This is a genomic window from Mycobacterium sp. GA-0227b (genome assembly GCF_001499855.1).
GTDB lineage: Bacteria > Actinomycetota > Actinomycetes > Mycobacteriales > Mycobacteriaceae > Mycobacterium.
Genome location: NZ_LQIK01000002.1, coordinates 82,107 through 101,670, shown reverse-complemented (window position 1 = coordinate 101,670; position 19,564 = coordinate 82,107). Strand labels below are relative to the sequence as shown.

The window sequence follows — 19,564 nt, the reverse complement described above, 5'->3', positions numbered from 1 at the left end:
TGACGGAGCAATCTTGCCCGGCGCCAACCTTGTTGACGACGACCCTGTTGCCCTCGGCTTGCAGCCTGGCGATGGTTTCATTCGCCGACGGTCCGGTTGGCGCGGCGACGGCCGGCCCGCTCCCGACGGTCAGTGCCGCTGCCATCGCGGCGGCCGTGACAGCCGACGCAATCGCTACCCGCTTGATGTTCACTTCAGCCCTCCGACTTAATCAAGAATTCACCGATAATTAAAGTCTAGGGGCGGTATGCAAGAATGGCCATGGATTCATTTGTCGCACATATATGAGCGCACATATATGAATTCTCATATATGTGCGCTCATATTATTGGCAGGAAAAGCGGCGGCAGGCCGCTCGGGCTCAGGCGCTTGGCTCGAAAGCCAACGTCTCGACCTCGGTGGCCGAGACCCTCAGTACGGTTGCGGATGCGATGTCATAGAACAGGCCGAAGACCTGCAAGCCGGCTTCGCGGCAAGCCTTCTCGACAATCGGATGCTGGCGCAGCGTCTCGACTTGGACCGCCACGTTGACCATGCTCAGTTGATCGACTGCGGAGAACCCGGCAGCAGCCGCTGACCAAGCAACCGGGTGGTCGCCGCCGCGGAACGCGTTGACGGTGTGTCGACCGTGTCTCAGCCACGAACTCAGTGGATCGTCGCCGCCCTTGTGCACCGATCCGTTCGTGGGTGCCGACAACAACGCCGTCATCGCTCCACAGCTGGAGTGCCCACACACCACGATCGACGAGACGGCGAGGTGCTCGACTGCGAACGTGATCGCCGCCTCTGCCGAGGCGTCGCTGCGATCCGCGGGCACCAGGTTGCCGACGTTTCGGAAGGTGAACAGATCGCCCGGGCCACTCGACGTGATCACGTTCGGTACCACGCGCGAGTCGGCGCAGGTGATGAAGAGTGTCTCGGGTCGCTGAGCGTGGGCCAGCTCTCGTAGGTGCGGCCGAATCACCGGCGCGGTGCGCCGCTGGTATTCGGCCAGCCCGTCGAGAATCAACGGCGGCGCTCCGTCGGTTCCGTGGCCGTTGACGGTGCCTCCCCTGGCCCTGGACCCGTTCGCTGCGTCACCGTTGACGTTCGCAGCGCCGTCTCGCTGCCATGAACTCCACGGCAGCACGCCGGCCAGGTGGTCGGACGGCGACCTGAGTGCACGTTCCGGGGGACCGTGCAGGGCGCTGTTCATGTCCACGGGTCCTAGCTCGTGGATGTGCACGGTGCCTCCCCCGGCCTCGTGTTGGCGCTGCCAGTGGGCAATCGACTCCTGGCACGGATGGTCGAGGAAGTCCACGAACAGCTCGAGAGTCACCGTGGCACTCGAGGGGATGGCCGCCAGCTTCCGCGTCAGTTGCGGCAGGGAAAGGAACGTAAGCGAGCCCGTGACGACGACGCGCCAGTGGTCGTCACCCGTGTGGTCGACGCGGATCCGCGTTCGCACCACCCGCCACAGCACCAGCAAGACAGCCAGGGCGAGCCCGATCAGCACGCCGGCGAGCAGGTTGACGAACACCACAGTCAAGATGGTGACCAGGTAGATCGCCAAGTCGCCGGTGCGGTGGGCCGTCTTGATCTCCGGCCACTTGACGAGTTTGAGGCCGATCACGATCAGCAGGCCAGCCAGTGCCGCGGACGGTATCTGCTGAACGAGGCCGGCGAAGGGCAGCGCGAACAACAGCAACCACACACCGTGCAAGATCGCCGACGCTCGGGTGCGGGCACCGGCGGCGACATTGGTCGAACTACGCACGATCACGCCCGTGACCGGCAGTCCGCCGATCGCGCCCGACGCGATGTTGGCGCTGCCTTGGCCGAGCATTTCCCGGTCGAAGTTCGTTCGCGTCCCGCCATGCAGTCGGTCCACCGACACCGCCGACAGCAGACTCTCCACGCTGGCGATCAGTGCCACGGTGAGCACGCCGACGGCGAAGGCGCCCCAGTTTCCGTCGGGCAGGTCAGGCAATTGCAGCGCGTCCAGGAGCGAGCCGTCGATCGCGATCCGCGGGGCGTCGAGCGGAAGTACCACCGAAGCCAGGGTCACGCTGACTATCGCGACCAGCGGTCCAGGCACCTTGCCGACGGGCCCGGGAACGCGCGGCCACAACACGAGCACGGCGATGACAGCGAGGCCAAGAGCCAGACCCGCACCTTCGACGTTCAACAACTGCGCTGGAAGCTCGGTGATGCTGGTCAGCGCCGAACTCTTCGATTCGCCGCCGAGCAGCACGTGTACCTGCTGCAAGGCGATGGTGACGCCGATCCCGGCCAGCATCGCGTAGACCACAACCGGTGAGATGGCCAGCGCCGCGCGCGCCACGCGGCTCAGCCCGAACAGCACCTGGAGCACGCCGGCGCAGACCGTGATCGCGCATGTCACTGCCCATCCGAATTGCCCGATCAGCCCGGCGACGATAACCGTCAGCCCCGCGGCAGGCCCGCTGACCTGCAGCGGCGATCCGCCGAGGGCCCCGGCCACGATTCCGCCGACGATCGCAGCGATCAACCCGGCGAGCACCGGCGCATCCGAGGCCACCGCGATACCGAGCGACAACGGCAGAGCGACCAGGAACACCACCAGCGACGCCGGCACGTCGTAGCGCAACACGGACCGCCAGCGGTTCGCCTCCGGCGGCGCGGGCGCATCGCCGACCGGTCGGTCCACGACATCCACCTGCTGGCCATTACTCATCGGCAATCCCCGTCCATTTCCAAAGTCGTTTCAGTGAGCGCCCCATCAGCCAGCCGCGGCGAAACGAATCTCCATGGGCCAAAGGCGATATGCGAAGTTCAAATGGGTAGACGCCGTCGTCCACCAAGAGCCACGCTAGAAACGTGCCCGGTGCACGGCAAGCAGATCGTCGTCCTTCATACCGAACGCATATATGTTGGGGGCTAAACCAACTCGGCGTTGCGATGCGATGAATTTCCGTTTATATGCGCGGGATATGAATTTGTTGCCACCCTCGTATGCCGTCTGTATCAAGGGAAGTATCACCATGACATCGCAACCGACCCGGCCGCCTCCACACCGCCAAGCGATCTTGGGGAAACTGCCGCGGATCTATCGCGCCGATGGTTCGGTCATCCGAGTGCTCCTGGTCGACGATGAACTGGCGCTGACGAACCTGGTCAAGATGGCCCTGCATTACGAGGGCTGGCAGGTCGACATCGCCCACAACGGCGAAGATGCCGTTGCCAAGTTCAACGCGTCCGCGCCGGATGTGCTGATCTTGGACATCATGCTGCCCGACCTCGACGGTATGCAGATTCTGCAGCGGGTGCGTGAATCGGAGTCTTACACCCCGATACTGTTTCTCACCGCCCGTGATTCGGTGGCCGATCGGGTCGCGGGGTTGACGGCGGGCGCAGACGACTACATGACCAAGCCGTTCAGCCTCGAGGAGCTTGTGGCGCGCATCCGCGGTCTGCTGCGGCGTGCCCAGTACACCGCCACTGCCCCGCAGGACGAGATCACGGTCGGCGAGCTGACGCTCGACGGCGCCAGCCGCACCGTCACCCGCGACGGAACCGCAATCGATTTGACCGCAACAGAATTCGAACTGCTGCGCTACCTGATGCGCAATCCAGGTCGTGCCATCGGCCGCACGGAGATCCTCGACCAGGTGTGGAACTACGGCTTCGACGGCAGAACCAGCATTGTCGATCTCTACATCTCGTATCTACGCAAGAAGATCGACAGCGGCCGGGAGCCGATGATTCACACCGTGCGCGGCATCGGGTACATGCTCCGACCTCCGTCGTGACACCGACCAGGCGAGCGCGATGGTGGATCCCGCGGACCCTGCGGCGGCGGCTTGTTCTCGGCCTGTCCAGCGTCGTCGGCGTCGTCATGGTGGTCATGGGTGTGCTGCACCTGATCAGTCTGCGCGATTACGCCTACGACCTCACTGACGAGCGTCTGGCCAATTCGCTGGCGGCACTGAGGCATTCGTACACCAAGCTGTCCTACACCGAGACGCATCCGCAATTGTTCGGCGTGGAAGGCCCCCATGCGCTGATCCGCTTCACCGGTCAACCGGTGGGTTCGTTGATTGCGGTCGTTCGAAACGGAAAGGTCGCCGGCTCCGCGATCTTCACCGACGACGAGCCAGAACCTGCACCGCCCGACGCGATCTCTGCCATCGAAAGCATCGACTGGTACCACGACGGCTCGCCGTTCGACGCGCAGCTCGGCGAACTCGGCCGCTACCGGCTGCAGGGCATGGCCATCGACAGCACCGATTGGTTGGTGGCTGCGGTGAGCTTGCGTCCCACCGACCAGGCGGTCGCTCGGGGAATCGTCAGCACTGTCCTCCTGGTCCTCGCCGCGCTGCTGGTCATCGCGGTAGGCACCCTGCTGACCGTCCGCTACGCCCTGGGTCCGTTGCGCCGGGTCGCGGCGACCGCGGCGAGCGTGGCGAAGTTGCCGCTGGCGAGTCCGGAGAACCGCATCGACATCCGGGTCGACGACGCCTACACCGACCCGGACAGCGAAGTCGGCATAGTCGGCCGCGCCCTGAACCGGTTGCTGGCCAATGTCGACTCCGCGCTGGCCAAACGCGCCGAGTCCGACCGGAACATGCGCCGGTTCCTCGCCGACGTCAGCCACGAGTTGCGTACCCCGCTGTCCGCAATCCGCGGTTATGCCGAGCTGACTCGGCAGGACAGCGCCCAGCTGCCCGAGACCACGGAGTATGCGCTCGCGCGAATCGAAGCCGAGTCCAACCGGATGTCCGCGCTGGTCGCCGACCTACTGCTGTTATCCCGCCTCGATGAACGGCAGGATCTACTGACCGAGGACGTCGACCTCAGTGACCTGGCCACCAACGCCGTCAGCGACATCACGGTCTCGTCACCCGATCACAACTGGCATCTGGTGCTGCCCGACGATCCGATCTGGGTTCTCGCCGACCGCGCGAGGCTGCACCAGCTGCTCAGCAACTTATTGACCAATGCGGTCGACCACACCCCGGCCGGCACCACGGTGACGACGACCGTCGCACGTCGTGTCGATGACACCGGCTCGGCCCGGGTGGAGCTGGTGGTGCACGACGACGGTCCCGGCATTCCCAGTGAACTGCTGCCGCACCTGTTCGACCGATTCGTCCGCGCCGACAAGTCCCGCTCCCGCGAGTTCGGCAACCTTGGCCTGGGCCTTGCCATCGTCGCGTCAATCGCCCAGGCGCACAACGGCTCCGTATCGGTACAGTCCGCGCCCGGCTCGACCACATTCACCGTAGTGCTGCCCGGTGTCGTTGCGCCTCGCGCGACCGACCCGGAGCGTGTCGCGACTCCGTAGTTTCATGGCGGCGCACCACAATTGTGTGGTGAACTCGCCACCGGAACAGCACCGCTTGCCTGCGTGGCTGCGGCGCGGCGATCCGGAAAGCACCATGCCCGTGGTGCTCGCCGTGGTGGCCGCCATGGCGCTGCAGGTCGCCATCCCGAAGAGCTATACCCTCGTCCCCCGCTGGCCCTTGCTGACCTTGGAGGCGCTGCTGCTGCTCGCGCTGCTGGCGATCAACCCTCTGCTGATGTCGCGCCGAACGCGGTTCGGCAGGTATGCGACCTGGGCACTGCTGGCGGCGATCACCGTCGACAACACCGTCTCGGCGGTCCTGCTCGACATCAGCATCCTGACCGGAGCCGTCCGAAACGATGCGGCCGTACTGCTCGGCAGCGGCGCGGCGATCTTCATCACGAACGTCATCGTGTTCGGTATCTGGTACTGGGAACTGGACCGGGGCGGGCCGTTCGCGCGGCACGCCGGCGAGTGCCCGTATCCCGACTTCCTCTTTCCGCAGATGACCAATCCCGAAGTGACGAGGCCGGATTGGCGTCCGACGTTCCTGGACTACCTCTACGTCAGCGTGACCAACGTGATGGCGTTCTCCCCGACCGACACAATGCCGCTGGCGCGGTGGGCGAAGATGATGATGACGGTGCAAGCCATGGTGGCGCTGTCGACGGCTGGACTGGTGATCGCCAGGGCGGTGAACGTTTTGGGGTGACTGTCAGCCGCCGAGGCAGCCGGGCCCGAGCAGCGCCTTGAGGTCGCCCATCAACGCCGACGACGGCGTCACGCGCAGCGACACATCCAATTCCAGCGTGGTGATCCGCTCACCGCTGATCAACCGCAGGTGCACCTGGGACGTGCCGGGATGGCGGGCCAGCACCTGTTTGAGCGCGGTGACCTTGTCCACGGTGCACTGCCGCGTCGGCAGGCTGACCGCCAGCGGACGGTTCAGCTGGGCGCTGGAGAAGTCCGGCGCCACAAGGTCGTTGGCGATCAATGAGATCCGGTCGTCGCGGATCGCCACCTTCGCGCCGATCAGCACCACCGCATCGTCGGCGATCTCACCGCCGAACGTCGAGTATGTCTGCGGGAAGAACAACACTTCGATGCCGCCGGTCAGGTCCTCCAATTGCGCTGAGGCCCAAGGCAACCCGTTCTTGTTGACCCGTCGGTTCACCGAGGCCAGGATTCCGCCGACCCGCACCTGCGTGTCGTTGGGAATGTCGCCGTCGAGAATGGCCGGAATCGCGGTGTCGACTTGGGTGGCGAGCAGGTGGGCGATGCCGTTGAGCGGATGGCCGGACACGTAGAGGCCGAGCATCTCGCGTTCGAGCGCGAGTTTGTGCTTGTCCTCCCATTCCTCGTCGGGCACCTTGATGGTGAACACCGCGTCGGTGGCGGTGTCGGCGCCGCCGAACAGGTCGAACTGCCCCATCGCCTCGGCCTTCTTGGTGCCGAGCACGGAATCGACGGCGTCGGTGTGGATCAGGAACAGGCCCTTGCGCGGGTGTCCCAACGAGTCGAACGCGCCCGCCTTGATCAGCGACTCGGTGACCTTCTTGTTGCAGGCACCGATCTCGATCTTGTTCAGGTAGTCGGAGAAGTCGATGTACTTCCCCTTCTCGGTACGTGTGTTGATAAGCGAGGCAACGACATTGGCGCCGACATTGCGAACCGCCCCGAGGCCGTAGCGGATGTCCTCGCCCACCGAGGCGAAGTTCAGCCCCGACTCGTTGACGTCCGGCGGTAGCACCGTGATGCCCAGCTTGCGGCAGTCGGCCAGGTACACCGCGGCCTTGTCCTTGTCGTCACCGACCGAGGTGAGCAACCCGGCCATGTATTCGGCGGGGAAGTTCGCCTTCAGATACGCGGTCCAGTACGACACCAGGCCGTACCCCGCGGCGTGCGACTTGTTGAACGCATAGTCGGCGAACGGCAGCACCGTGTCCCACAGCGCCTTGATGGCACCGGAGGAGAAGCCGTTGGATTTCATTCCGTCGGAGAAACCCTCGAACTCCTTCTCCAGGACTTCACGTTTCTTCTTGCCCATGGCCTTACGCAGAATGTCTGCTCGGGCCAGCGAGTAGCCGGCGACCTTCTGCGCAATCCGCATGATCTGCTCTTGGTAGACGATCAGCCCGTAGGTCTCTGCGAGGATCTCGCGAAGCGGCTCCTCGAGTTCGGGGTGGATCGGCTTGATCGCCTGCCGGTTGTTCTTGCGGTCGGCGTAGTCGTTGTGGGCGTTCATCCCCATCGGGCCGGGGCGGTACAGCGCGATCACCGCGACGACGTCCTCGAACCCGGTCGGCTGCATGCGCCGCAGCAGGTCGCGCATCGGCCCGCCGTCGAGCTGGAACACCCCGAGCGTGTCGCCACGGCCCAGCAGATCGTAGGTGGCCTTGTCGTCCAGCGGAACCGACTCGAGATCGAGCTCGATGCCCCGGTTCGCTTTGATGTTCTCCAGCGCATCGCCGATGATCGTCAGGTTGCGCAGGCCGAGGAAGTCCATCTTCAGCAGGCCGATGGCCTCGCACGACGGATAGTCCCATCCGGTGATCACCGCGCCGTCCTGCGGGCGCCTCCACAGTGGAATCGCGTCGATCAGCGGCTCGGAGCTCATGATCACCGCGCAGGCGTGCACACCCGCGTTGCGCACCAGGCCCTCCAGCCCGCGCGCGGTCTCGTAGATGGTGCGAACGTCGGGGTCCGTATCGATCAGCCCGCGGACCTCGGCGGCTTCCTTGTACCGCTCGTGATCCGGGTCGGTGATGCCCGAGAGCGGGATGTCCTTGGCCATGATCGGCGGCGGCAGCGCCTTGGTGATCCGGTCGGCGATCGCGAAGCCAGGTTGGCCGTAGTGCACGCGAGCCGAATCCTTCAGCGCCGCCTTTGTTTTGATGGTGCCGAACGTGATGACCTGAGCGACCCGGTCGCTACCCCACTTGTTGGCGGCGTAACGCAGCATCTCGCCGCGGCGGCGGTCGTCGAAGTCGATGTCGATGTCGGGCATCGACACCCGCTCGGGGTTGAGGAACCGCTCGAACAGCAGCCCGTACGGGATCGGGTCGATGTTGGTGATGCCGAGCGCGTAGGCGACCAGCGACCCCGCCGCCGACCCGCGCCCCGGCCCGACCCGGATGTCCACCGAGCGCGCGTAGTTGATGAGGTCGGCGACGATGAGGAAGTAGGACGGATACCCCTTGTCGCAGATGACCTTGATCTCGTAGTCGGCGCGGTCGGTGTACTCCTGCGGTACCTGCGATGACGGAAACCGGCCGGCCAACCCGGCGGCGACCTCGTGGCGCAGCCAGGACTCCTGGGTGTGGCCCTCGGGCACCGGGAACACCGGCATCCGGTCACGCGTCGTCCACACGTCCTCGTAGGACGACACCCGCTCGGCGATCAACAGCGTGGAATCGCAGGCGCCGGGCACCTGGTCGTCCCACAGCGCGCGCATCTCCGCGGCCGTTTTGACGAAATAGCCGTCGCCGTCGAACTTGAACCTGTTCGGGTCTGAGAGCGTCTTGCCGGTCTGCACGCACAGCAGCGCCTCGTGATTGCGCGCGGCGTCGCGCGTGACGTAGTGGCAGTCGTTGGTGGCCAGCGGCGGAATGTCGAGCTTGCGCCCGATCTCGAGCAGCCCCTCACGGACCCGGCGCTCGATGTCGAGCCCGTGGTCCATCAGCTCGAGGAAGAAGTTCTGCGGCCCGAATATCTCGCGCCACTTCGCGGCGGCTTCGAGCGCCTCGCGGTCGTGGCCGAGCCGCAGCCGGGTCTGAACCTCCCCGGACGGGCAACCGGTGGTGGCGATGATGCCCGCGGCGTGCTCGGCGATCAGCTCGGCGTCCATGCGCGACCACTTGCCCAGCTGACCCTCGAACGATGCCAGCGACGACAGCTTGAACAGGTTGCGCAGTCCGGTCGCGTTCTCGGCGACCATCGTCATGTGGGTGTAGGCGCCGCTGCCGGAGACGTCGTCGCCCTTCTGGCCCGGGTCACCCCACAGGATGCGCTTGGTATCGAATCGAGAACCGGGCGCGATATAGGCCTCCACGCCGATGATGGGCTTGATCCCCACCTCGGTGGCGGCGTTGTAGAACTCGCTGGCGCCGAACATGTTTCCGTGGTCGGTCATGCCGATCGCGGGCATCTCCAGGCGCTGAGCCTCGGCGAGCAACGGCTTGACCTTCGCGGCACCGTCCAGCATCGAGTACTCGGTGTGGTTATGCAGGTGCACGAACGACCGCGAATCCGAAGGGCTCATAGGGAGGCCAGTCTATGACCGCGCCCCGACAGTCCTCGGCGTGTCGGGATGCGTGTCTTCACCGGTGCTGCGCGGCTACAAGGGCTTCGGCAGGTCGGGTGCCTCGACCACTCTTCGCGTGGCGACCCGCCCACCGAACGGACGGGCGTTTTCGATGCGTGACCGCACGCGCTCCAGGCCTCGCCTGGCTTCCGCAGTCGTCGGCAGCTGCCAGCCAAGTTGGGTGAGGACGCCCGCCGTGACGAGGCCCGCAACCATGACCGCGAACCAAAAGCCATCCATGCCTCGAACGTTATTGCCCGGACGCCCGGGAGGAATCGGGTGTTTCCCTATATCGCGAGGCCGTTCGCCGACACGCCGACCGGCGCCGGCGACTGCTTGAGCAAACCTTGGCTCAACAGCCTGTTCAGTTGCTTGGCAATGCCCGACACGCCGTCGGAACCGCCCAGGAAGCCGCCGAAAAGTTCCACACCCCAGAACAATGCCGACAGCATGTTGGCCACCGCCGGGCCGTCCACGTCCTCACCGATCTCGCCCCGGCGGATGGCATCGTCGACCATCCACACGAAGAACCCCGTCACCGCCTCGGCGACCGTCGCTCCGCTGCGCCGTAGCCCGGGGTGGCGGTGCTGTTCCAACAGCGAGGTGATGAGGAACTGCATCGTCGAGCCGTATGGGCAATCCAGTTCGCGCGCAGCGGCTGTGAAGGCCGCCAGCTGTTTCATCAGCGTTTCCTCGAGCCTCGCGGCCGCGATGGCTCCCGAGACGACCGAGTACGCCTCGCGGTGGAGGCGGTCATAGATCTCTTCCTTGGTCGCGAAGTAGTAGTGCATGGTCGGCCGGCTGATCCCGGCGCGCATCGCGATCGCCTGAAACGTCGCCGCTTCGTAACCACGTTCGTTGATCACCGCGCGGGCCGCCCGCAGGATGGCCGCCCGGGTCACCGCCGAGTCGGCGCCCACCGGGCGTCCCCGACCTCGTCCGCCCCGAGGTGACTGCGTGATGCCTACCACGAGCAAACGTTAAGTCATTGCTAACAGGTGGTCAACCATCGGTTTTGCTTCACTCCGCAAAGGTTCTGTCACAGATGGGACGGCTCGGTCGGCCGCCGATCGGCCCGGGCCCGTCGCGTCGCGTCGACACTGAAGACCAGCAGCGCGAGCCAGATCAGCGCGAACCCGAGCCAGCGGGCGGGGGGCATCGGCTCACGGCCGACGAGCACACCCCAGGTCAGCTGCATGACCGGCGTCAGATAGAACAGCAGGCCCAACGTCACCAACGGCAGCCGCTGCGCGGCGGCGGCGAACAACAGCAGCGGCACCGCCGTCAGCACACCGGACAGGATCATCAAGATGACATGGCCGCCGCCGTGCCCGGTGAACGTGCCGTGTCCGGTGATCTGCAGCACGACGATGTAGGCCGCCGCGAACGGGGTGGCCAACCCGGCTTCCACGCCGACGCTGACCCGCGGATCGGTCGTCGTCACCACCTTCTTGACCGCGCCGTAGAGGCCGAACGAACACGCCAACCCGAGCCCGATGTAGGGCGGCGCGCCGACATCGACCGTCAACACCACCACCCCGAGCACCGCGGTGGCCAGCGCGCAGAACTGCGCGCGGTTCAGCCGCTCCCCGAAGACGACGAGCCCCAACGCGACCGTCACCAGCGGGTTGATGAAATACCCGAGGGCGGCGTCCACCACGTGCCCGTTGTTGACGGCGTAGACGTAGATGCCCCAGTTGATCGAGATCAGCGCCGAAGCAGCGGTCAGCAACACCCACGTGCGGCCGGTGATTTCCTTGAGGTCCCCGATTCTGCGGACGACCGCGACGACGATGACCATCAGCAGGAAGTTCCACACGATCCGGTGTGCCAGCACCTCCACGGCGGACGCGGGCTTCAGCAGCGGGAAGAACGCGGGGAACGTGCCCCAACACACGTAGGCGCCGACACCGAGCAGCAATCCGGGGCTGCGGGCGCCGCTCACAGTTCGTGGTTGCGCAGGGCGTCGAGGGCGTGTTGCAGATCGGCCGGATAGGGGCTGGTGATCTCCACGCGTCGCCCGTCGGCGGGGTGCACGAAGGCCAGTGACCGCGCGTGCAGCCATTGCCGCTCCAGCCCGAGCCGCTTCGCCAGCGTCGGGTCGGCCCCGTAGGTGAGATCACCGACGCAGGGATGGTGCAGGGCGGCGAAATGCACCCGAATCTGATGCGTGCGACCGGTTTCCAGCTCGATATCGAGCAGGCTGGCGGCCCGGTGCGCCTCGAGGGTGTCGTAGTGGGTGATGCTGTGCCTGCCGTTCTCGGTGACCGCGAATTTCCAGTCGTGCCCACGGTGACGTCCGATGGGTGCGTCGATCGTCCCGCTCGACGGATCCGGATGTCCTTGCACCAACGCGTGATAGCGCTTGTCGACGGTGCGCTGCTTGAACGCCCTCTTGAGCACCGTGTACGCGCGCTCGGACAATGCCACCACCATGACACCCGACGTGCCGACGTCGAGGCGGTGCACGATGCCCTGGCGCTCGTGAATACCCGAGGTGCTGATCCGAAAGCCCGCCGCGGCCAGGCCGCCCAACACCGTCGGGCCGTGCCAGCCGACCGTGGCATGCGCGGCGACGCCGGGCGGCTTGTCGACGGCGACGATGTCGTCGTCGGAGTACAGGATCGCCATGCCCTCGATCGCGACCGGCGTATTCTCCACGGGCGCAGGCGCTTCCGGCAACCGCACCTCCAGCCACGCGCCCGCGGTGAGCTTGTCGGACTTGCCCGCAGGCGCCCCGTCGATGTCGACCCCACCCTCTTCGGCCAGCGCGGCGGCCGCGGTGCGCGACAGCCCGAGCAGCCGCGCGATGCCCGCGTCGACCCGCATCCCCGCCAGCCCCTCCGGGACCGCAAGCGACCGATCGGCCATCTACTCGTCCCCGTCGCCCTGCTGGCGCCGTCCGACGGTGTCTGAATCGTCGCCCGGCCGGCGCCGTCCGACGGTGTCGAAGTCGAAGCCGAACAGCGACAGCGCGACCAGCAGGATCGCCCCGCCCACCACACACGGATCGGCCACGTTGAACACCGGCCACCAGCCGATCGACAGGAAGTCGACGACATGGCCCTGCAGCGGACCCGGTGACCGGAAGAACCGGTCGACGAGGTTCCCGAGGGCGCCGCCGAGGATCATGCCGAGCCCGACCGCCCACCACGGCGACACCAGGCGACGGCCCATCCAGAAGATCCCGATCACCACGCCGGTGGCGATCAGCGTGAGCACCCAGGTGTAGCCGGTGGCCATCGAGAACGCGGCACCGGAGTTGCGCACGAGGGTCCAGGTCACCGTGTCGCCGATGATCGACACCGGCTGGCCGGGGGTGAGGAGCTTGACCGCGAGGACCTTGGTGACGATGTCGGTAACCAGCACCACCCCCGCGATGACGAGCAGCAGCCGTAGCCGGCGCCTCGGCGGCACGGTCTGCTCGGTCCTCTGTTCGGCCACTCCCGGGTCGTCAGTCACTTCCCCATCATCCCAAAACGGGAATGCGGGAGAATTCCCGCCATGGGTCGCCTCGTCGTCGTCGCCACCGGCGGCACGATCGCCACGAGCACCGACGACGACGGTGTCAAGCGTCCGGCGCACACCGGCGCCGACCTGACGTCAGGACTGCCGGTCGACGTCGTCGACCTCATGGCCGTCGACAGCTCGCAACTGACCCCCGCCGACTGGGACCGCATCGGCGCAGAGATCTCGCAGACCGCCGCGACGAACGCGCTCGGCATCGTCGTCACGCACGGCACCGACACCATGGAGGAGACGGCGCTCTGGCTGGACCTCACCTACCGCGGCACCACCCCGGTGGTGTTGACCGGAGCCCAGCGCAGCGCCGACGCCCCCGACGCCGACGGCCCGGCGAATCTTCGTGACGCACTGACGGTCGCTGCCAGTCCGGCCGCACGAGACCTCGGGGTGGTGGTCAGCTTCGCCGGGGTGGTCTGGCAGCCGCTGGGCCTGCAGAAGGTCGCGACGGCCGACCTGCGCGGGTTCGACGGAACGGCGATCGGCGCCGTATCGGACGCCGGGTTCGTCGCGCACGCGGCGAAGGACCGGCCGTACTTCGGCGCGCTGTCTGCGATCGAGGCGCCCCGGGTCGACATCGTCGCCGCCTATCCGGGCGCCGACGCCGCGGCGATGGACGCCTGTGTGGCCGCGGGCGCGCGCGGCATCGTGTTGGAGGCGATGGGCGCCGGCAACGCCGGGACGGCGGTGATCGACGGGGTGCAGCGACTCTGCAGCGCAGGGATAACGGTCGCGGTGTCCACCCGGGTGACCGGGGGCCGTGTCAGCCCCGCATACGGGCCCGGCCACGACATGGTCGCCGCCGGCGCGGTGCCGGTGCCGCGGTTGCGGCCAGCCCAGGCCCGTGTGCTGCTGATGGCGACGTTGGCGAGCCGATCATCTGTCGCCGACGTGATGGCCCGCTGGGGTTGACGGGCGTGACAGCGTGGACGTGTGCAGTTCGGGAACGTGATCCGACTCGGCGCCACGACGATCGCGGCGTTCTCGCTGGTCCTCGCCACGGGGGCGGTGGCCCATGCCGAACCGCCGCCCGGCTCGGATGCGATCGACGCCTACCCGATCGCCGTTGGCGAGTACCGACCCGGCCCACCACCCAACTACCACGTGTTCTTCCGCACCCCGGACGGATTGTTCTGTGGCATCGGGCCCAACGGCGGTCCGATCGGTTGTGACGGGGTGCCCCTGGACGCCCCGCCGGGAACCAACCAGACGTTTCTGACCAGCGGCGCACCCGCCGAGTACCGTCATTCCGCGGCACCGTCGTTCACGCGTGAGGGCGTCGACGTCCTGCCCGCCGGCTACCGGCTGGAGAACTGGGGCGCGAGTTGCGGTGTCGGACATCAGGGCACGGTGACCTGCAAGACGTACGGCGGTCACGGATTCACGATCTCCAGCGTCTACGGGGTGCTCTGGTAGCGCGCCAACTCGGCGACGTACTCCGGCCAGTCGAGGGAGTCGACGGGGTTCGCGCGGTCGATGCCGGGCGTGTCATCGGGAAAGGTCCGCGCCTGACCCGGTCCGGTGGCGCGGGTCTCGAACCGGACGGTCATCACCCCGTGCCCGGCCCCCTGAATCCAACCGTGCCCGAAGTCCGGATGGGTGACGTCGTCGCCGATGCGCCAGGCGGGTGCGGTCGCGGTCAGGTCCGTGACGGTCGGCGGCAGCCCGGTGTGCGCGACGTCCTCGGAGGCCATCAGCTCCAGATCCGGGAACAACGACTCCTGGCGGACGTCGGAGAGCCCCGAAAAGCCAACGCCCAGAAGGCGAATCGGCCCCACTTCGACGGGGTCGAGAAGCAGCCGGCGCGCGGTGGCGATCAGGGTGCCCGCGTCGGTGGTGGCGTACGGCAGCGTCGCCGACCGAGTGAGGATGTTCATATCGGACTTCTTCATCTTCACGGTGACGGTGCGGGCGCCGCGGCCGTCTTTCTCGAGACGCCGGTGGGCGTGCTCGCCGATCGGTCCCATCGCTTCACGCAGCTGGTCGAGGGTGGTCAGGTCCTCGGGAAACGTGGACTCCGCGCTGATCTGTTTGGCGGGTGCGTTCTCGGCGACCGGCCGGTCGTCGATGCCGCGAGCCAGCCGGTGCAGTGCCGGGCCGACGCTGCCGCCGAGGATGTCGGCGGCCTCGGCTTCGCTCAGCGCGGCGAAGGCGCCGATGGTCTCGATGCCGAGCCGGTGCAGCTTCTCCCCGGCGACGGGCCCGATACCCCACAGCCGCCGCACTGGCAGGCCGTCGAGCAACGTGCGTTCCTCATCGCGGTCCACGACCCGCATGCCGTCGGGCTTCGCCAGCCCCGAAGCGATCTTGGCGAGCTGTTTCCCCGACCCCGCTCCGATGGACGCGACCAGCCCGGTCTGCTCGAGGACGCGCGACCGCAGTATTCGGCAGAAGTCCTCGACATCGGCAGCCGACGCGCCCGCCAGTTCGGGGGGCTCGCCGAAGGCCTCATCGTAGGAAAGCTGCTCGAGGACCGGGACCATCTGGCGGACGGTTTCGAACACGCGGCGGCTGGCGACGCCGTAGACGACTCCCCGCGGCGGAAGCACCACCGCTGCGGCGCCGACCAACCGGCGGGCCTGGTGCATCGGCATCGCCGACTTGGCGCCGTACACCCGGGACTCGTAGCTGGCGCCCGCGACCACGCCGCGGCCGCCGAGCCCGCCGACCAGCACCGGGCGGCCGCGCAGCGTCGGACGGGTGAGCTGCTCGACCGACGCGAAGAATGCGTCCATGTCGAGGTGCAGCACCCAACGAGCGTTCACAGCTGCCGATGCTAGGACGCTAGCCTGACCTGCATGGCAGACCCGAGCGCCGGACCTCTCGACGTCCCGATCCGGGATGCCTCGATCCGGCTCGGTCAGTTCCTCAAGTTGGCCGGCCTCATCGATTCCGGTGCCGACGCCAAGGCGGTGATCGCCGACGGGTTGGTCACCGTCAACGGCGAGGTCGAACGCCGACGAGGCAGGCAGCTACGCCCCGCCGATGTCGTGGTGTTCGCCGGCCGTGGGGCGCGGGTCGTCACCTGACTCGCCGCAGCGCCGTGTCGAGTGCGGGGCTCGTCACACCTTCGCGATCGCCACCCGCACACCGTCACCGATCTCCGTGCCGTCGACAGGCTCACCGAATTCGAAACTCGTGGCGAGGATCTCGCGGGCGATCAGCTCGCGGTGCGTGCGGGCCCACACCTCCCGCACCCGTGGTACCGAGATCACCACCGAGATCCGATCGGACACGTCGAGACCCGTGGACTTGCGCAGATCCTGAAGCTCTCGAATCAGATCGCGCGCCCAGCCCTCGGCTTCCAGCTCCTCGGTCACCGTGCCGTCGAGCACCACGAGGCCGGCCCCGTCGGGCAGCGCCGCCGTCCACTCGGGATCGGCGGCCACCAGCCGCGAGCTGTACTCCTCGGGTTGCAGAACCGCGGGGCCCGCGGTCAATGTGCCGTCGGCGTTGACGACGGCCTCCCCCGATTTGACGGCCTTGATCGCGGCCTGCACGTCCTTGCCGAGCCGCGGGCCCGCCACCTTGGCGTTGACGGTCAGCTCGAAGCGGCCGTAGGCGGCGATATCGTCGGTAAGCTCGACCGCCCTGACGTTGAGCTCGTCGGCGATCAGGTCGCGGTACGGATCGAGCCGCAGTGGACTGTCCACGGCCACAGTCAGTTTCGGCAGCGGCAGCCGCACCCGCAGCTTCTTGGCCTTGCGCAGCGACGAGCCCGTCGACGCGACCTCGCGCACCAGGTCCATGTCGGCCACTAACTCGGCGTCCTTCGGCAGCAGGTCGGCTTCGGGCCAGTCCGTCAGATGCACCGACCGCTCCCCCGTCACGCCGCGCCAGATCACCTCGGTGATCAACGGCAACAGCGGTGCGGCCAGCCTGCCCGTCACCTCCAGCACCGTGTGCAAGGTGTCGATCGCGTCGGGATCCTCCTCCCAGAACCGCGAACGGGACCGTCGCACATACCAATTGGTCAACGCCTCGGTGAACTGCCGCAGCTGGTCGCATGCGCCGGCGATGTCGCACACGTCGAGCGACGCGGTCAGGTCGTCGCGCAGCGCGGCCAGCTTCGCCAAGATGTAGCGGTCCAGCACATGCGTCGAATCCGTGCGCCAGGTGCCCTTCTTCGGCGCGTAGAGCGCCAGGAAGGTGTAGGCGTTCCAGAGCGGCAGCAGCACCTGCCGCACCCCTTCGCGGATGCCCTGCTCGGTGACGATCAGGTTGCCGCCGCGCAAGATCGGCGAGGCCATCAGAAACCAGCGCATCGCATCCGAGCCGTCGCGGTCGAACACCTCGGTGACGTCCGGATAGTTTCGAAGCGACTTGCTCATCTTCTGACCGTCGTTGCCGAGCACGATTCCATGCGCCACACAGGTTTTGAACGCCGGCTTGTCGAACAGCGCGGTGGCCAGGATGTGCAGCGTGTAGAACCAGCCGCGGGTCTGACCGATGTATTCCACGATGAAGTCGCCGGGGAAGTGCGCCTCTTCGCCGGTCTCGCTTCCACTGCCGCTCACCCCGTCGAACCACTTCTGGTTCTCAAACGGGTAGTGCACCTGCGCGTACGGCATGGAACCGGAGTCGAACCACACGTCGAGCACGTCCTCGATGCGCCGCATCGTCGACTTTCCGGTTGGGTCGTCGGGGTTGGGCCGGGTCAGCTCGTCGATGTAGGGCCGGTGCAGATTCGTCGGCCGAACCCCGAAGTCGCGTTCCAGCTCGTCGAGGCTGCCGTACACGTCGATGCGGGGATACGCCGGGTCGTCGGACTTCCATACCGGAATCGGGGTGCCCCAGTATCGGTTTCGGGAGATCGACCAGTCCCGGGCGCCGGCCAGCCACTTGCCGAACTGGCCGTCCTTCACGTGCTCCGGGTACCAGGTGATCTGCTGGTTGAGCTCGACCATGCGGTCGCGGAACTCGGTCACCTTGATGAACCACGACGACACCGCCCGATAGATCAGCGGATTGCGGCACCGCCAGCAGTGCGGATACGAGTGCTCGTAAGTCTCGTGGCGGAGCAGCACCGCGCCGTTGAGGGCCGCGGGGCCGGCGCCGTTCTTGAGGTCGCGGATGATCTGCGGATTGGCGTCGAAGACGTGATGTCCCGCGTAGTCGGGCACCGTCGCGTCGAACCGGCCCTTCGAGTCGACCGGCGTGACGGCCTCGATGCCCGCGGCCTGAGCGGTGAGCATGTCGTCCTCGCCGTACGCGGGCGACATGTGCACGATGCCGGTGCCGTCCTCGGTGCTGACGAAGTCGGCGGGGAGCACGCGAAATGAGTTGGGAGCGTCCATGAAATACGGGAACGGCGGAAGATACCGCGTCTCGAGCAGGTCGCGTCCCGAGTAGGTGCCGAGCACCTCCGGCTCCTCGCCGAGCTCGCGCGCGTAGGCGGGCACCCGCGCCTCGGCGAGCACATAGCGCCGCCCGTCAGGCGCCCGCACCTGGACATAGGTGACGTCGGGATTGACCGCGACCGCCTGGTTCGACGGCAACGTCCACGGCGTCGTGGTCCAGATGAGCAGGTGCGCGCCGTCGAGCGCACCGCCGGCGACCGTGAAGCCCACGGTGATCGCGGGGTCCTGCCGGCTCTGGTAGACGTCGTCGTCCATCCGCAACTCATGGCTGGACAGCGGCGTCTCGTCGTTCCAGCAGTACGGCAACACCCGGTTGCCCTCGTAGGCCAGCCCCTTGTCCCAGAGCTGCTTGAACGCCCAGATCACCGACTCCATGTAGCCGAGATCCAATGTCTTGTAGTCGTTTTCGAAGTCGACCCAGCGGGCTTGGCGGGTCACATAGGCCTGCCACTCGTTGGTGTACCTGAGCACCGAGGCGCGGCAGGCATCGTTGAACTTCTCGATGCCCATCTCCTCGATCTGCGCCTTGTCGGTGATGCCGAGCTGGCGCTGCACCTCGAGTTCGGCGGGCAGGCCGTGGGTGTCCCAGCCGAACCGGCGCTCCACCTTGTAGCCGCGCATGGTGCGGTACCGCGGCACGATGTCCTTGACGTAGCCGGTGAGCAGATGCCCGTAGTGCGGCAGGCCGTTGGCGAACGGCGGCCCGTCGTAGAACACGTACTCCGGGGCATCGTCGCGGCGCGCGATGCTGGCGTGGAAGGTGTCATCGGCGTCCCAGTACTGCAAGACCTCGAGCTCGAGTGCGGGGAACTTGGGTGCGCCGGCCGCCGGTCTGGGATAAGCGGTCACTGATGGTCTCCCTGTGCCAAATTGAGGCCTCCGGCCTCGGAAGCCAATCCTCACGGCACGGGGACGACGTCGCGCTGCTGCGCGGGCGCCGCGGTACCACCCCGCTTGCGCACGCCATCACGGGGAGGACATGCGCCGCTCTACTTCGGGCGATGACGGGCCCACCCGTTCGGGTCTACTGAGCATCGACGGGTCAGGTCGAGCGGTTCTTCCGAAGGCTCCCCG

15 protein-coding genes are annotated in these 19,564 nt (G+C 67.0%); 6 read left to right on the top strand and 9 right to left on the bottom strand.

Annotated elements, in window-relative coordinates:
• Positions 1-361: 361 nt before the first annotated feature.
• Complete coding sequence (locus AU185_RS03130; RefSeq protein ID WP_059100042.1) at positions 362-2,695, bottom strand: SulP family inorganic anion transporter; 2,334 nt, start codon at positions 2,693-2,695, stop codon at positions 362-364.
• Positions 2,696-2,996: 301 nt separating this feature from the next.
• Between AU185_RS03130 and AU185_RS03125 the strand changes: the two genes are divergently transcribed.
• Genes AU185_RS03125 through AU185_RS03115 form a run of 3 tightly spaced genes read left to right on the top strand, consistent with a single transcriptional unit; the run spans position 2,997 to position 6,017 of the window.
• Entirely contained in the window at positions 2,997-3,770 is a 774-nt protein-coding gene (locus tag AU185_RS03125) for a response regulator transcription factor (protein WP_502687750.1), read from the top strand.
• Entirely contained in the window at positions 3,767-5,305 is a 1,539-nt protein-coding gene (locus AU185_RS03120) for a sensor histidine kinase (RefSeq protein WP_059100040.1), read from the top strand. Before AU185_RS03125 ends, AU185_RS03120 begins: the two co-directional genes overlap by 4 nt.
• A 28-nt stretch (positions 5,306-5,333) precedes the next feature.
• A complete protein-coding gene (locus AU185_RS03115) occupies positions 5,334-6,017 on the top strand; it encodes a hypothetical protein (protein ID WP_231740331.1) in 684 nt (227 codons plus the stop codon).
• Between the two features lie 3 nt (positions 6,018-6,020).
• On the opposite strand, the gene dnaE is transcribed toward AU185_RS03115, so the two are convergent.
• The 6 genes from dnaE to lspA form a co-directional block, all read right to left on the bottom strand.
• Positions 6,021-9,566, bottom strand: coding sequence for a DNA polymerase III subunit alpha (gene dnaE / locus AU185_RS03110; protein ID WP_059100038.1), 3,546 nt, complete (start codon positions 9,564-9,566; stop codon positions 6,021-6,023).
• A gap of 75 nt (positions 9,567-9,641) precedes the next feature.
• A complete protein-coding gene (locus tag AU185_RS03105) occupies positions 9,642-9,848 on the bottom strand; it encodes a hypothetical protein (RefSeq protein WP_059100037.1) in 207 nt (68 codons plus the stop codon).
• Between the two features lie 47 nt (positions 9,849-9,895).
• A complete protein-coding gene (locus AU185_RS03100; protein ID WP_231740330.1) occupies positions 9,896-10,528 on the bottom strand; it encodes a TetR/AcrR family transcriptional regulator in 633 nt (210 codons plus the stop codon).
• Positions 10,529-10,647: 119 nt separating this feature from the next.
• Positions 10,648-11,553 carry an EamA family transporter RarD gene (gene rarD / locus AU185_RS03095; protein WP_059100036.1) on the bottom strand — a complete coding sequence of 302 codons (906 nt, stop codon included), beginning with the start codon at positions 11,551-11,553 and terminating at the stop codon, positions 10,648-10,650.
• Positions 11,550-12,479 (bottom strand): RluA family pseudouridine synthase, encoded by a 930-nt coding sequence (locus AU185_RS03090; protein WP_059100035.1) that lies wholly within the window; start codon positions 12,477-12,479, stop codon positions 11,550-11,552. The genes rarD and AU185_RS03090 overlap by 4 nt, the downstream gene beginning before the upstream one ends.
• Positions 12,480-13,070 carry a signal peptidase II gene (gene lspA / locus AU185_RS03085; RefSeq protein ID WP_059100180.1) on the bottom strand — a complete coding sequence of 197 codons (591 nt, stop codon included), beginning with the start codon at positions 13,068-13,070 and terminating at the stop codon, positions 12,480-12,482.
• Between the two features lie 42 nt (positions 13,071-13,112).
• On the opposite strand from lspA, the gene AU185_RS03080 reads away from it, so the two are divergent.
• A complete protein-coding gene (locus AU185_RS03080) occupies positions 13,113-14,042 on the top strand; it encodes an asparaginase (protein ID WP_059100034.1) in 930 nt (309 codons plus the stop codon).
• Positions 14,043-14,063: 21 nt separating this feature from the next.
• On the top strand, positions 14,064-14,546 hold the full coding sequence (locus AU185_RS03075; RefSeq protein ID WP_502687746.1) for a hypothetical protein: 483 nt from the start codon (positions 14,064-14,066) through the stop codon (positions 14,544-14,546).
• Here the strand turns inward: AU185_RS03075 and AU185_RS03070 are convergent.
• Positions 14,528-15,895: a DNA polymerase IV gene (locus AU185_RS03070; RefSeq protein WP_082683716.1), complete on the bottom strand. Its 1,368-nt coding sequence runs from the start codon at positions 15,893-15,895 to the stop codon at positions 14,528-14,530. The genes AU185_RS03075 and AU185_RS03070 overlap by 19 nt on opposite strands.
• Before the next feature lie 33 nt (positions 15,896-15,928).
• On the opposite strand from AU185_RS03070, the gene AU185_RS03065 reads away from it, so the two are divergent.
• Positions 15,929-16,159 carry an RNA-binding S4 domain-containing protein gene (locus tag AU185_RS03065; RefSeq protein ID WP_059100033.1) on the top strand — a complete coding sequence of 77 codons (231 nt, stop codon included), beginning with the start codon at positions 15,929-15,931 and terminating at the stop codon, positions 16,157-16,159.
• A 33-nt stretch (positions 16,160-16,192) separates the two neighbouring features.
• Here the strand turns inward: AU185_RS03065 and ileS are convergent, their stop codons facing one another.
• Positions 16,193-19,339 carry an isoleucine--tRNA ligase gene (gene ileS / locus AU185_RS03060; protein ID WP_059100032.1) on the bottom strand — a complete coding sequence of 1,049 codons (3,147 nt, stop codon included), beginning with the start codon at positions 19,337-19,339 and terminating at the stop codon, positions 16,193-16,195.
• Positions 19,340-19,564: the final 225 nt, after the last annotated feature.